This window comes from Pseudomonas frederiksbergensis (genome assembly GCF_000802155.2).
Taxonomy (GTDB): Bacteria; Pseudomonadota; Gammaproteobacteria; order Pseudomonadales; family Pseudomonadaceae; genus Aquipseudomonas; species Aquipseudomonas frederiksbergensis_A.
On the sequence record NZ_JQGJ02000029.1, the window covers coordinates 1 to 13,633 of the forward strand.

A 13,633-nucleotide genomic window follows, 5' to 3' on the forward strand; every position below is an offset into this window, starting at 1 on the left:
CCCACACTCCCGGAGCTAATCGACCGGGTCACCACCGATATCAGCGGGCGGGTGACCGGCGTTCAAAGCGCCGTGCTTCGCCGCTCACTGCTCGGCGTCCTGGCTCGCTCAGAGGCCGGCGCCGTACATATGCTGTACGGTTTTCTTGAGTGGGCAGCCAGGCAGGCGATCATTGATACATCCGAGAAGGAGTACCTCGAGCGCTGGGCCGCCATCTGGAAGGTGTTTCGCAAGGCCGCCGATTATGCGACGGGCGCGGCACTGCTCAATGGTGCCGTGGGCTCTACGGTGCTGGCCGGGACTATTCTTCAGCGACAGGACGGCGTTCAGTACCGCGTCTTGGCTGATGGGATTTTCGCCGGTTCGACGCTGCAGCCCACAGTTGTTGCCATTGAGGCTGGTGCAGCCGGCGATGCGCCGGCGGGTACCCCACTCTTTCTGCTGTCGCCGGTGGCTGGCGTGCAATCGACGGGATCTGCCGCAACAGATATAGAGGGTGGGCTCGATGTTGAAACTGATCCTCAACTGCTCAGTCGTCTGCTGAAGCGAATTCGACAACCACCGCATGGTGGCGCCGCCGCAGACTACGAGCTCTGGGCGCTCGAGGTACCTGGTGTAACGCGTGTCTGGGTGTATCCGCTGCAGATGGGCGCTGGTACGGTCACCGTGCTGTTTGTGTGCGACGGCGAGTCCAACATCATCCCGACCCCGGCCAAGGTTGCTGAGGTCCAGGACTACATCGATGCGAGGTGCCCTGTGACTGCCGAGGTATACGTAGTCGCTCCGGTAGCGGACCCGCTAAACATGACCGTGAAGCTTTCGCCGAACACTGCCGCCGTACAGGCTGCAGTTCGAGCCGAAGTCGCCGACCTGATCGTTCGAGATGCGAAGCCCGGTGATCCGATCCTTATCAGTCGCCTGCGTGAAGCTGTTTCCATTGCAGCTGGCGAATCGGACAACGCCATCGTGACCCCGACAGCTGACGTTTCGCACGCAGCTGGCCACATGGCGGTCCCTGGAACCATAACCTTCTCCAGCTTTTAAGGAGGCGTAATGCCGACAGCTGCCGACTATCTGGAGCAGCTGAAAACGCTGCTACCCCCCGGTCAGGCATTCCCTAGGGATGCCGGCACCACGCTGCATGACCTGCTGGATGGAATGTCGATCGAACTTGCCAGGGTTGATGCCCGCGGCGAGACACTCCCGATCGAGGCGAACCCAGCAACGACCGATGAGTTATTGAGCGATTGGGAGCGGGTTGCCGGCCTGCCAGACAAATGCTCTGGCGCTCTCGAAGAGACACAGCAGGGCCGTAAGAACGCGCTTCTCACCAAGCTCACAAGCACGGGCGGTCAATCTGTGGCGTACTTCATCGAGTTGGCCAGCGCGCTCGGGTACACCGTAACCATTGAAACGTTCCGACCCTTCCGCGCTGGCGCATCGCGTGCCGGGGATTTGCTCACCAATGGGGCCTGGGTCTTCACCTGGCTCATTCGTGCGCCAGAAACCTCAGTGATTTCGTTCAGAGCCGGTCGATCTACCGCAGGTGAGCGCCTGCGGACATGGGGTAACGACACCCTAGAATGCAAAATTAATCAATTGAAACCGGCGCACACGATCGCGCTCTTCGCCTACGGAGATTGAAGCATGCACAGAATTGACGGGCCTGGCGCCACGCTCGACAACAAGTTCACTGATGGCGATCCAGTGGGAGGCGTTCAGGCGACGCTTGTCACTGAAGATTGGCTGAATGACGTTCAGGAGGAAATAATTAGCGTTCTCGCCGATCAGTCGATCGCTCCGCTCAAAGGGGTTCAAACTCAGCTTCTTGCTGCAATTAAGTCAATTGCAGCAAATATTGTGCAAGCGACCGAGAGTATTCTGGGCGGCGCCAAGGTTTCAACGCAGTCGCAAATCAATGCCGGCACGGACGACGCGACTTTCGTAACCCCCAAGAAGCTTCGTGCAGGGTTTGCCAGCAACTTGGCGGCAACGGGATACATTGCTTTTCCTACCTGGCTGGGCGGATTTATAATTCAGTGGGGCGGGGCAACATTTCAGGTTGGAACGTCCATTACCCAAAGTAGTGGGATGCTTCCGATCGCTTTTCCCAATGCGCCATTTAGAATTTTTGGATATAGAACGTCCGAATTGCAGGCTTCAAATAGCCCCACGACAGATCACTATTTCACCGTAAATGGTACGTCATGGTTTGTAAACCACGTTCGAGCAGCCGGAAGTGTGTCGGTTCCTTTCGCTTATATTGCCATTGGTTGGTGAGGAGATTTCATCTATGATGTATTTCAATAATGGAACTGGTGGTTTTTACAATGATAAATTGGGAGGCGTTCCAGTTGGTTCCGTGAAGTTAACTGATGATGACTATCAGGAACTACTGTTGCTGGTAGAGGCAGGTAAGAAAATCACAATTGATAGTAATGGCTCGATCATTGGTGTTGACCCAGAACCGCCAGCGCCTCCTACGAGAGAAGAGGTCGAAGCTATGCGGCTCCGCGCATATGCCGATGCTGTAACTGGTTCCGATCGTTACTTTTCCGAGGCAGCGAGGATGCAAATAATGGGGGACGAGGGGTGGGAGCAGGTTCGTGACCAAGGCATTAGTCGGTACGCTGAGATCCAAAATGATCTCGCATGGCCGCAATAGATACTTAGGCTAAATATCGGTTGCTAGACAAGACAAATTCTCTTTATGTCGATAGGATGCGGAACAAAAATTTTTGAAGGGCAAGGAATGACCGTTAAAGAGAGAGATTTTTCCGTTGGAATCGACGTCGCAAGAGCGCTAGCGTGCCTCCTAGTGGTAGTGGTTCACATTTCTGCTACGGATTTTTACGCTTTCGGGCCTAGATGGTGGCCTGCTAATTTCTTCGATTCAATCGCTAGGATCGCGGTACCAGTCTTTTTCCTCATATCTGGTGCGCTAGTTCTCGTACCTGAGGAGCCTATTGGAACGTTCTATAAAAAGCGAATCGGTAGGGTGCTCCCGCCGTTGATTGTGTGGTCGGTTGTTTACGCAGCAGTGTATCGAACCCCAGGTGTCACTCCGATTGACTCGTTGCTCAACATAATTAAAGGGCTTTCCTCCGGACATCTCTGGTATTTTTACGCAATCATAGGGTTGTATTTGAGTGCGCCTTTCTTGGGGAAAATTTATAGGGCTTCCAGTCTTCTTGAAAAGCGACTGTTTTTGTTGTTCTGGGTTTTTGTGAATTGCGGTGTTCCATTGTTTCGCCCATTGCTGGACTCTTATTATGATCCGAGAGCGCCTTACCATCTTCAGATGTTTATAGGGTATTTTGGGTTTTTGTTTATGGGTGCCTATTTGTCTGAGAGGTCCGTTCAAAAGTCGTCGAGTTTAGAGGTTGCTAGTTATTTGTTCTTGTTTGTGTTTGGTTGTGCTATGACAATGTGGCTAACCTATACGTTTTCATTTAGGGTAGGTCAGCCTGTTCAAACTTTCTATGGGTACTTGTCATTGTTCGTTGTTGTTGCAGCGGCGGCATTCTTCAAGTTGTCTCTCATGATAATGGCACTTCCAAAAAATATTGGCAAGATTATAGCCTTGGTGTCAAGTTGCTCGTTAGGCGTATACTGTATCCATCCGCTTGTAATTGACGGTATTGAGAGCTTATTTGCGCTAGAGCATAGAATTAGTTCTACTTGGTTCAAGATACCAATTGTTGCGTTTATTGTGTTTGTGGTTTCAGTTGTAATAGTGTATTTCGCTAGGAAGATGGCGTTCATGCGGCGAATTATTTGAAGTCACAATTTGTTTTTTAAGACCCCGGATATCCGGGGTTTTTTTTGTCCTGGAGAAAAGCACATGCCTGTAACTGAAAAAGATCGCGACATTCTCGCGCGCACTATTTGGGGTGAGGCACGGGGCGAGGGAACAGCAGGGCAGATTGCTGTGGCCTGGACCATCCGCAACCGCGTGTTTGATGGAAAGGAAAAGTCGTGGTGGGGAGAGGGCTACGCCGGCGTCTGCCAGAAGCCTTACCAGTTCAGCTGCTGGAACAAGACCGATCCGAACTATCAGTTCCTGATCGGCGTGAAGCAGATCCCGTTCCGCGAACTGGCTCAATGCCGTATCGCTGCTGACCAGGTGATCGACGGAAAGGTGCCAGACCCGACTGGTGGTGCCACGCATTACTACGCGACCAGCATCAAGGCGCCGGCCTGGGCGTCGAAGGCCAAGCAGACACTGAAGCTCGGGCACCACGTATTCTTCAAGGACGTCCCGTGACAATCGCCGCGTGGCGCTTGATTGGCGTGATGGCGTTGGCGCTCGCCGGCTTCGGCAGCGCCTGGCAGTTTCAGGACTGGCGCTACGGCCGGCAGTTGGCCGAGCAGGCCAGACTGCACGGCGAGACGCTGAACCGACTTGCAATGGCCGGCGCAAACGCGCAGAAGGCCGAGCAGGACAAGCGCCTGGCGCTCGAGCAGAGGCTGGCGGCCAGTGAGAAAACCCACTTCGAGAAAATGACCAATGCACAAAAAGATCAGGCTCGTTTGCGCGATCGCCTTGCCACTGCTGATCTGCGGCTGTCAGTCCTCATCGACGCGGATTCAGCCGGTAGCTGTGACGTGCCAAAAGCCACCGGCGCCGGCGGCGTGGATCATGCAGCCGTACGAGCCCGACTTGACCCGGCGCATGCTCAACGAATTATCGCCATCACCGACACCGGTGACCGTGGACTGATCGCGCTGCAGGCGTGTCAGGCGTATGTGAAAGCGCTGGCTCAATGACGAGCAGCTGATCCTTCAATGATGATGAAGAGGGCTTCAATCGTGGCAGGGGTTAAGCAGCGAGCAGCTTCCAGTCCCTCCACAAAGCCTTCTGCTCGCTCGACCGCCAAGCGGATATCGACCTCGCTTTGAGCAGCCGAAACCCTTTGAACATGAGCGGTGAGCTTGCTGTGGAATGAGGGTGGAAGTGCCAGGTCTTCAAGTTTCTTCATCAAGGGGGATCCATACATCTGTGTTACAGAAATGAGGGTTTTACCGCGTTCGGCAGGACGCCGTAGATGGGCTGGACATCTGTCTAAAACTACCGAGCATTAACGCGGTTTCATTGATGCGAAGACGCGTCTTCTCGTGCTTGGGTTTTAGACAGGAGCCAATGCAGGCCCTTGCAACACAAGGCCTGCACGCCGTTTCCATCCATACTGCTGCATCATCGGCGTGTGGGAGGACAGGTCGTTCACGGCTGTATTCATGGGTGTCAGGCAAAGCTCGTTGGAAGGTGTGGGGCAAAAGGAGGGGCATCGGCCCGGCTTTTCCGCGATGGGCGCAAGGTTAACATGGGTGGTCGGGGGGGACCCAGTTTGGGATTGGGTGTATATCCGTTGCCGCGGTAACGGCTACTTATGGTTCCGCCCTGACGGCGGGTCACTTTCGAAAAGCGCGAAAGTAACCAAAGCGCTTTTGCCCCACCACTCGGTGCCTCGCCCAGGCTCGGCATGCCTGAACGAAGGCATTGCTCCGTGGGCCGCCGCGAAGGGCCATCCATGGCCCAGCGCGGCTAACCCGGCATCCATGCCGGGTTGCCCACTGCGCAATACCTTCGTTCAGCCAGCGTGGTTAACGGGGCGCCCCAGATCAAAAACAAAACCGAGGCGGCCTGATAGCCGACCTGGCTCTCCCGGTCGTACACCCATCATATCTGTGGGAGCAAAGCTTGCTCGCGATGACGGCAACCAATATAACTTAGTTGTCACTGAACTACCGCTATCGCGAGCAAGCAAGCTCCCACAGTGATGACTCGGGCTTCTCTAGGCGATGTAGCCTTGTTTTGCGCTTTTGAAGGATGGGTTTGGAGTCTTTTCTTAGAAGCCTGTAGGGCGAATTCCCGATGTGTTCAGTAGGGACATCAGATAGGGAGCCAGCCTCCTGTGGCGAGGGGATTTATCCTCGTTGGGCTGCGTAGCAGCCCCTGAGTAGCTAGCGCACCTGGCGTGGACTTTAGGGCCGCTTCGCGCCCCAGCGGGGATGAATCCCCTCGCCACAGTGAATCAAATGAGGCTTAAGTGAGGCGTATTGCATATTTATGCAAAACAGCATTTGTCTTCTGCGAAAAGAACAAGCACTATGCGCGTTATGCAAAAACGCAACGTTTCTACCGTATTAAGAGCATTGCTCGATCAGCACGGGATCTCCCCCACGGAGCTTCACCGGCGTACCGGCGTGCCTCAGTCCACCCTCTCGCGGATCCTCAGCGGCAAGATCGTCGACCCTTCGGATAAGCACATCTCGAAGATCGCCGAATATTTTGCCGTGAGCACCGACCAGTTGCGCGGGCGCGCGGACGTTGTGCCTGCCGGCAATGTCCGCCGCGACGAGCCGCATTCCGAACTCAAGGACATTAGCCTGTGGGACGACGAAACACCCGTCGAAGAAGACGAGGTGTCGGTCCCTTTTCTGCGTGAGGTTGAATTGGCTGCTGGATCAGGAAGATTCGTCATCGAGGAAAGCGAGCGCTCCAGCCTGCGCTTCGGCAAGCGCAGCCTGCGCCACAACGGCGTGCAGTTCGACCAGGCCAAATGCGTGACGGTACGCGGCAACAGCATGTTGCCAGTGCTGCGCGACGGCGCCACGGTTGGGGTGAATGCCGGTAAATGCGGGATCGGCGACATCGTCGACGGTGACCTCTACGCCATCAACCACAACGGCCAACTGCGGGTGAAGCAGCTTTATCGCCTGCCCACCGGCATCCGCCTGCGCAGCTTCAACCGCGATGAGCATCCGGATGAGGACTACACCTTCCAGGAAATGCAGGACGAGCAGATCGTCATCCTCGGTCACGTCTTCTGGTGGGGCATGTACGCCCGCTAACCCTTCCGCTGTCAGATAAAACCCGCCGTCGTGCGGGTTTTTTTTCGCCTCGTGAAAACTCACACCCCCGCATTTACAAGGGTTTCATGCATTTGCGCATTCGCAACGCATAAATAAATGCATTTACGCATTGACTGTATATGCATCCATGCATATTCTGTGTCCAAGCCGCTCGACAAAGCGGCTGGCAACAAAGCTCTTTAGTTCCACCAACAGGCAGCGATGAACCGGCCTTAACGGTTCAGAGGGTTGGCAACTGGCCCGGGTGTGCAGCGTAAAGCACCAGAAGCAGTTATCCGGCGGGCAGGGACCGCGGCCGGAGGAACAATTTGAATGGATCCGTACCGCGCCAGTCGCGCCGAAAGATCAAGCGCATTACTGAAAAGCCTGGGTAACCGGGCTTTTTGGAATGCCTGTGCCGTGAGGTGCTTCAAACCGCCGCCAATGGGAGGGCTTTCGATGCTGAAGGATTTCAGATGCGGTCACTGCAAAAAACTGCTGGCCCGCATGGGCGAGCACACCGAACTCCAGATCAAGTGTTCCCGGTGCGGGACGTTGAATCATGTGAAGGCCGTTGAGCCTCGAGTGAACGCCAGCGAGCGAGATGAGCGCTGTTGATCAACCGCGCGATCAATCGATAACTCAAGAGGTGAATCATGAATCGTTTCAAGAAATATATCGCCCCGCTGTTGCTGTCCATTGCGCTGCCCGGTGTCGGGAGCAACGCCAGCGCCGCCAACCTTCTGGTCAACGGTAGCTTCGAACAGCCGGGCTGCAGCGCGAGTTGCATATTGAATACTCCGGCGAAAGCCAACTTTATTACGGGTTGGACGACGTTTCTGTCTGGAGCCGAGTACTTCAATATGCCGGCCTCGATCGGTGGTTCTGTGGCGGCGGATGGCGTCGTAATTGTCGACTTGGCTAACTATGTCTATAGCAACGGCGGTGGCATTCAGCAGAACTTCGCCACCGCAGTCGGCGCCAAGTACCGCTTGACCTTCAGCGCGGGTAATTCGCGCTACGCCAGCCGCTCCGGCGACGGCACCATCCAAGTCAAGGTGGCGGGGCAGAGTGTCACCTTCAACACGCCATCGGCGAAAGGTACCGCCGTGGAGTGGAGCACCATCACGTATGACTTCACGGCCACTTCGGCTCAAACGACTTTGGCCTTCTCCAACGAACAGAATCCTTACGTCAACTTCGCTTTCATTGACAACGTCATCGTTGAGCGACTGTAGAGCGTCGCCCGTCTTCAATGACCCCGCCCCAAACGCTCATCACTCACCCCCAGGAAGCCTGACATGACAAACGAGCAACAAGCGTTGCTGGACATGCCGATCTGGCTGGTCATCATGCTCGCCCTGGTGGGCGGGGTGACTGGCGAGATGTGGCGTGCCGATAAGGAGGGCGCCCGTGGCTGGTCGCTGCTGCGTCGCCTGGCGCTGCGTTCCGGTGCCTGCATGGTCTGCGGCGTCTCGGCGATCATGCTGCTGTACGCCATGGGCTTCTCGATCTGGGCCGCGGGCGCCTTCGGATGCCTGACCGCAATGGCCGGGGCGGACGTGGCCATCGGGCTTTACGAACGCTGGGCCGCCAAGCGGATGGGCGTCAGTGCGCCACCGCCGCGTGATTCCCGTTCCGACCAACATTGATCACTCGCTAATGATCTTTGTGCCGCCATAAAAAAGGAGGCCTGGATGCCTGCCGTCCTCGAAAAACCGTCGCAGTTGTTCTCGGCCATCGCCCAGACGCTGCGCACCACTTATCCCACCTTGAAAGTCGGCAGCCCCCAGGATTTCGATGGGACCGACGACCAACCCTGGGTGCTGATTGCCATCGAGCGTGATGCCCCCGGCCACCGCGCCAACGACGGGCGTATTGCTCATGTCCTGACGGTTTCCCTGCAAGTCGTCATGGCCGTTCCAGGATGGGAGGCCTGCGACTTGGCCGCGGAACTCAAGCATTTGGTCATGGATAACCGCTGGGGGCTGTCGGGCGATCAATGCGACATGCCCACGGAACTCGATGGCCTGCCGTCCGAGTTCATCAACCCGGCACGGCAATACACCGCCTGGACCCTTTCCTTCACCCAAACCCTGTACCTCGGCCCGACGCTGCTGGATGACCCGCTGGGCATTCCGTTGTTTGCCCGCACCTGGGAAGTCTCGAACATCGACGACCCGGACCAATACACCGCACTCGAGGGCTGAGCCATGTTTGATGCGCTGTTACGGATGCATCTGGGGCCGATCATCGAGCGTCTGGCGCAGATGGAAACCGAGCTGGAAGACTTGCATCGACGTGCGGAAAGTTTCTGCCGCATCGGCGTTTGTCAGGAAGTCGACGCGGCCAGCAACACCTGCAAAGTCAGCCATGGCGGACTGCTGACCCCGGCGATCCGCTTTTTCAACCCGAGCGCCGGCGCCCAGAGCGAGTCGCGGATTCCGTCCGTGGGCGAGCAATGCCTGTTGCTCAACCATGGCGGCGGCGAGAGCGGCGGGCAGGCGGTGGCGTTGTTTGGCCTCAACGGTGGTCAGTTCCCGCCCGTCTCGACCCAGGCCTCGCTGACGCGGCGCCTCTATCAGGACGGTACGGAAAACGGCTACGACCACGCCAGCCATATCCTGCACTGGCAAAACGGCCCGGCGGCGTTCAGCGGCTCCCGTGAAGCCCTGCAGTTGAACATCGGCCCGTCCCGGCTGGCGATGACGCCCGAGGCCATCGAACTGCAAGTCGGCGCCGTCGGCATTCGCCTCGACGCCTCCGGTGTGCACTTGAGCGGCCCGGTGGTGGATCACCAGGGGCGCGTCATCAGTACCGCATAAGAGATTTCCTCATGATTGGACTCGATCGAAACACCGGCGCCACGGTGGACGACTGGCTGCAGTTCGTTCAGCGCGCCACCCGGGCGCTGACCACGCCGTTGGGCACTCGCCAGAAGCGCCCGTTGTATGGCTGCGCACTCACCCAATTGCTGGGGCAGAACCTCGGCGACGACCTGTTGATCCTCGCCCAGAGTCACGCGGCCCAAGCGTTCTACAACCCGCACAACGGTATCGATGATTTCGAGCCCCAGGTCATCGTTGCCAGCCGGCACGGTGCCGGGTTGCTGCTGCGTTTCGCCGGTATCTGGAAAAACCGCAAACAGACTTTCGAGGTGATGACATGAGCATGTTGATACCCGGCCAGAACCAACTGGCCGAACCGGCGATCGTCACCGTCGACGCGTTCGAGGACTTGCTCGCCGAGTTCAAGACCTTTGTGGTCGAGTACGTCGCCGCACGCTCTCCGACGAGCGCCGCCAAGTTGGTGGACAGCCTCGAGAACGAAAGCGAACTGCTGACCCTGGCCCTCGAGGCGTTCTGCGTCCGGCTGCAAACTCACGAACGTAAATACAACGCCCGTATCAAGCAGATGTTGGCGTGGTGGGCCACCGGCACCAACCTCGACGCTCGCCTCGCGGACATGGGCCTTGAGCGCCAATTGCTCGACCCGGGCGACCCGACCGCGTTCCCGCCCGTTCCACCGGTCTACGAGAGTGATGACGATGCGCGGTTGCGCTATTACCTGGCGCCCCACGCCCCGGCGGCCGGCTCGCGCATGCAGTATCGACGGGAGGTTTTCACCCTGGGGCAACGTCCGACGGTGAAAGTCGAAAATGCCTCGGCGGGTGTGGTGACGGTCACCTACACCTTCGACCCGGATAGCTACGCTGCCTAGATCAAGGACGGCAACGGACGCCGTACCGCGCCCGGCGAAGTCACGGTCACGGTGCTGTCCCGCGACGGCGATGGAACGCCGTCCGAAGCGCTGCTCGACGGCGTTCGCGAGCACTTCGCCCGACCGGATGTACGACCCGAGACGGACTTGGTCATCGTGCAGGCCGCGCAAATCAAACCTTACAAGATCCGCGTCGTGGCGAAGATCAATCCTGGGCCTGACTCAGGCCTGACCCAGATTGCCGCACAGCAGCAATTGCAGGAATACGCCGAGGCCTGCCATCGCCTGGAAGGGCGGGTGGACCCCAGCTGGATCGACTACACGCTGCACAGCGCTGGCGCAGTTCAACTGCAGATTCTCGAACCGCTTGCGCCGGTTGTGACGACGGCTTTCCAAGCGCCGTACTGCACGGGCGTCGAGGTCGAGGTGGATACGTTATGACTGACGACACATCTCGGCCGAGCCTGCTACCGGTCAACAGCTCACCGCTGGAGCGGGCGCTGGATCTCGGGTTTGCCCGGCTGCTGGAACGCATCGATCCGCCGTTTCCCGAACTGATGAACCCGACGGCCACGCCTTTGGCGTTTTTGCCGTATCTCGGGGCCGACCGCGGTGTCAGTGAATGGAGTTCCAAGGCGCCCGAAGCTGAAAAGCGCCTGACCGTTGAACTCGCCTGGCCCACCGCCCGGCAGGCCGGGACACGAAAGGCGCTGGAAAATGCGGCCAAGGGTTTGCAACTGATGCCTGAAGTGCGCGCCTGGTATGAGCAAACGCCACCCGGCCCGCCCTACAGTTTTTCCGTCAGGGCGTTTACCGAGCAGCCCTACAGCGAAGCCATCGACGCCCGTCTCGACCGTCGCCTGGCCGATGCCAAGAGCGAGCGTGACACCTTGAAGGTGTCTGTCGGCTTGAGCGCATTCGGCCGGTACGTCATCGGTGCCGCCACGCTGTGCGGCGAACTGACCACGGTTTATCCGATTGTCATCGAAGGGCTGCAAGCCTCGGGCCGGGTCTTCATGGCCGCCGGGCTCTACACCGTCGAAACCTCCATTATTTATCCACAGGGGTCCTAAATGGCCGACTACTACACCCTGCTCACCGATGCGGGGATCGCCTACGAAACTGCCTGCAAGGCGGCGGGCACACCGATCAAGCTGTCGCAGATTTCCGTCGGTGACGGTGGCGGTGCCGTCTACAACCCTGCGGCAACCGCTACTGCACTCAAGCGCGAAGTCTGGCGCGGGCCGCTCAATGCGCTGTTCCAGGATGAGAAAAATCCGAGTTGGTTGCTCGCTGAAGTCACCATTCCGCCTGAGGTGGGCGGCTGGTATGTGCGTGAGGCCGGGATCTGGACCGATACCGGGATCCTGTATGCGATCGTCAAGTATCCGGAGTCGTTCAAGCCGGTATTGGCGACGTCCGGCTCGGGGAAAGAGTTTTACATCCGGTCGATTTTCGAGACGAGTAACGCTGAGCTGGTGACGCTATTGATTGACGATACGGTGGTCAAGGCGACGCGGGCTTGGGTTGCAAGTTACGTCGCTGATGAGCTGGCCAAGCTCGACAGGAAACAATCTGTGCGGGTGGCCACGACAGCCAACGTCGGGCTGAACGGTGCGCAGACAGTCGACGGTATTGCTGTGGTTGCTGGGGACCGGGTTCTTGTTAAGTCTCAGACCTTGGCGAAAGATAATGGCATCTATGTGGTTGCTAACGGTGCTTGGATCCGGGCTAAGGATGCTGATTCAAATGCCGATGTCACTTCGGCACTTATCGTTTCCGTGGAAGCTGGGGCTACGCTTGCCGATACGATCTGGCAACTCATTACTGATGGCCTAATTGTATTGGGAACTACGTCGCTGACGTTCCAGGACATCACGGCAGGGTATGCCCGTTTGTTGTCGCCAGCATTTGGAGGCAATCCTACGGCACCGACACCACCGCAGTTCGACAGCTCGCTCAGGTTGGCAAGCACTGCCTTTGCAAAACGGATGGGTGTCGAGTATTCGGTTTTTGTCCCGCTTCCTGTCAGTACCGCACTGGGGGCGTCGTACATAGGCGGGATTGCATCCGTCTCATCCGCTACGCCGATCAATATTACATTGCCTCCGACCACTGGGGTGGCGGAGGGCGCTACTGTCGAGGTGGTGAACGCTGGGGCTTCTAGCGTTACTGTCCTGGCGGCCGGCACCGACGTTTTGGCTTCCCCGGTCATGGCAGGGACTACAGTCGTTCTGGGTACAGGGGACAACGCCGAGTTCGTGAAGGTTTCGGGGACGTGGCGTTTGCGTGGTGGGACCGCGGCGCTTAAATACGCTGCTGTTTTCGCGGCAGGACTGACAGCTAATGGATACCAAAAGCTTCCAAGCGGCTTGATTCTCCAATGGGGCTCTGTGGATATATCAACCTCGGCTAAGGTCGTAACGTTCCCGATTGCCTTTCCAGCGCTTTGCAGCGCTGTAACTTTGAGTATGTCGGCGACGGGCGTTCCCACTTCGCAATTCTGCTCAATTACGACAAAAAACAATTCCAGCTTCACGGTGGTGGCAAATGCAGGAAACCCCGCTTGTTTCTGGCATGCCATCGGTTACTAGGGGAGAAGTTTATGTTTGCTTCAAAATCAACCCGCGGTTTCTATGATTCTGCAATCCATGACTCTATGCCATCTGACGTAGTCCAGATTAGTTCTACATTGCATGCTGAGCTGCTGCTTGCGGAGAGCGGGGGTAAGATTATCGAGTGGAATGATGACGGGTATCCGATAGCCGTGGATCCACCGCCAGCCAGTAGGGAGGAGTTGGCTGTTGTCGAGCGAATCTGGCGTGATCAGCAACTATCTGAGACGGATGGGGTTGTGGCGCGTCATCGTGATGAGCAAGAGAGCGGAATGGAGACTTCATTGGGCTCAACGAAGTACAGCGAGCTTCAGGCCTACCGACAGGCTCTTCGCAATTGGCCGGAAGTGAGTGAGTTTCCATTGATTGAACACCGACCTGCTGCCCCGTCATGGTTGGAAGAGCAAATCCACTGAGCGCCCCGCACCGACGGGGCGTTTTTT

Annotated in this window: 18 protein-coding genes and 1 pseudogene; 18 read left to right on the forward strand and 1 reads right to left on the reverse strand. The window is 57.5% G+C overall.

Annotation, left to right across the window (positions count from 1 at the left end; translation table 11 throughout):
* The 7 genes from JZ00_RS27685 to JZ00_RS27715 form a co-directional block, all read left to right on the forward strand.
* On the forward strand, positions 1–1,044 hold a 1,044-nt coding region (locus JZ00_RS27685), incomplete at its 5' end, for a baseplate J/gp47 family protein (RefSeq protein ID WP_152668482.1).
* 9 nt (positions 1,045–1,053) lie between these two features.
* Complete coding sequence (locus JZ00_RS27690; protein WP_039594414.1) at positions 1,054–1,644, forward strand: YmfQ family protein; 591 nt, start codon at positions 1,054–1,056, stop codon at positions 1,642–1,644.
* 3 nt (positions 1,645–1,647) lie between these two features.
* Positions 1,648–2,280 (forward strand): gp53-like domain-containing protein, encoded by a 633-nt coding sequence (locus tag JZ00_RS29795; RefSeq protein WP_052742391.1) that lies wholly within the window; start codon positions 1,648–1,650, stop codon positions 2,278–2,280.
* Between the two features lie 13 nt (positions 2,281–2,293).
* Positions 2,294–2,665 (forward strand): hypothetical protein, encoded by a 372-nt coding sequence (locus JZ00_RS27700; protein ID WP_039594415.1) that lies wholly within the window; start codon positions 2,294–2,296, stop codon positions 2,663–2,665.
* A gap of 87 nt (positions 2,666–2,752) precedes the next feature.
* Positions 2,753–3,781, forward strand: coding sequence for an acyltransferase (locus JZ00_RS27705; protein WP_039594416.1), 1,029 nt, complete (start codon positions 2,753–2,755; stop codon positions 3,779–3,781).
* Positions 3,782–3,844: 63 nt separating this feature from the next.
* Positions 3,845–4,267: a cell wall hydrolase gene (locus JZ00_RS27710; protein ID WP_039594417.1), complete on the forward strand. Its 423-nt coding sequence runs from the start codon at positions 3,845–3,847 to the stop codon at positions 4,265–4,267.
* A 29-nt stretch (positions 4,268–4,296) separates the two neighbouring features.
* The gene (locus JZ00_RS27715; RefSeq protein WP_039594455.1) at positions 4,297–4,770 is read left to right on the forward strand and encodes a lysis system i-spanin subunit Rz; all 474 of its coding nucleotides are present in this window, start codon (positions 4,297–4,299) and stop codon (positions 4,768–4,770) included.
* Here JZ00_RS27715 and JZ00_RS27720 read toward each other — a convergent pair.
* The gene (locus tag JZ00_RS27720) at positions 4,764–4,982 is read right to left on the reverse strand and encodes a hypothetical protein (RefSeq protein WP_039594418.1); all 219 of its coding nucleotides are present in this window, start codon (positions 4,980–4,982) and stop codon (positions 4,764–4,766) included. The two genes, JZ00_RS27715 and JZ00_RS27720, sit on opposite strands and share 7 nt — an antisense overlap.
* A 1,138-nt stretch (positions 4,983–6,120) precedes the next feature.
* Here JZ00_RS27720 and JZ00_RS27725 point away from each other — a divergent pair.
* From JZ00_RS27725 to JZ00_RS27770, 11 genes and pseudogenes are all read left to right on the forward strand, one after another.
* Entirely contained in the window at positions 6,121–6,855 is a 735-nt protein-coding gene (locus tag JZ00_RS27725; RefSeq protein ID WP_039594456.1) for a LexA family transcriptional regulator, read from the forward strand.
* 459 nt (positions 6,856–7,314) lie between these two features.
* On the forward strand, positions 7,315–7,473 hold the full coding sequence (locus JZ00_RS30590) for a Com family DNA-binding transcriptional regulator (RefSeq protein ID WP_080942481.1): 159 nt from the start codon (positions 7,315–7,317) through the stop codon (positions 7,471–7,473).
* Between the two features lie 38 nt (positions 7,474–7,511).
* Positions 7,512–8,093 carry a DUF642 domain-containing protein gene (locus tag JZ00_RS27730; protein ID WP_039594419.1) on the forward strand — a complete coding sequence of 194 codons (582 nt, stop codon included), beginning with the start codon at positions 7,512–7,514 and terminating at the stop codon, positions 8,091–8,093.
* Between the two features lie 63 nt (positions 8,094–8,156).
* A complete protein-coding gene (locus JZ00_RS27735) occupies positions 8,157–8,507 on the forward strand; it encodes a phage holin family protein (protein WP_039594420.1) in 351 nt (116 codons plus the stop codon).
* Positions 8,508–8,552: 45 nt separating this feature from the next.
* The gene (locus tag JZ00_RS27740) at positions 8,553–9,065 is read left to right on the forward strand and encodes a hypothetical protein (protein WP_039594421.1); all 513 of its coding nucleotides are present in this window, start codon (positions 8,553–8,555) and stop codon (positions 9,063–9,065) included.
* Positions 9,066–9,068: 3 nt separating this feature from the next.
* Positions 9,069–9,680 (forward strand): phage baseplate assembly protein V, encoded by a 612-nt coding sequence (locus tag JZ00_RS27745; RefSeq protein ID WP_039594422.1) that lies wholly within the window; start codon positions 9,069–9,071, stop codon positions 9,678–9,680.
* Between the two features lie 11 nt (positions 9,681–9,691).
* The gene (locus JZ00_RS27750) at positions 9,692–10,024 is read left to right on the forward strand and encodes a phage baseplate protein (protein ID WP_039594423.1); all 333 of its coding nucleotides are present in this window, start codon (positions 9,692–9,694) and stop codon (positions 10,022–10,024) included.
* Positions 10,021–11,016: pseudogene (locus tag JZ00_RS27755) on the forward strand (baseplate J/gp47 family protein). The gene JZ00_RS27750 and the pseudogene JZ00_RS27755 overlap by 4 nt, the downstream one beginning before the upstream one ends.
* Positions 11,013–11,648 (forward strand): phage tail protein I, encoded by a 636-nt coding sequence (locus JZ00_RS27760; RefSeq protein WP_039594424.1) that lies wholly within the window; start codon positions 11,013–11,015, stop codon positions 11,646–11,648. The pseudogene JZ00_RS27755 and the gene JZ00_RS27760 overlap by 4 nt, the downstream one beginning before the upstream one ends.
* A complete protein-coding gene (locus JZ00_RS30595) occupies positions 11,649–13,169 on the forward strand; it encodes a phage tail protein (protein ID WP_082112141.1) in 1,521 nt (506 codons plus the stop codon).
* An 11-nt stretch (positions 13,170–13,180) separates the two neighbouring features.
* Positions 13,181–13,606 carry a phage tail assembly chaperone gene (locus JZ00_RS27770; RefSeq protein ID WP_039594425.1) on the forward strand — a complete coding sequence of 142 codons (426 nt, stop codon included), beginning with the start codon at positions 13,181–13,183 and terminating at the stop codon, positions 13,604–13,606.
* Positions 13,607–13,633 lie beyond the last annotated feature (27 nt).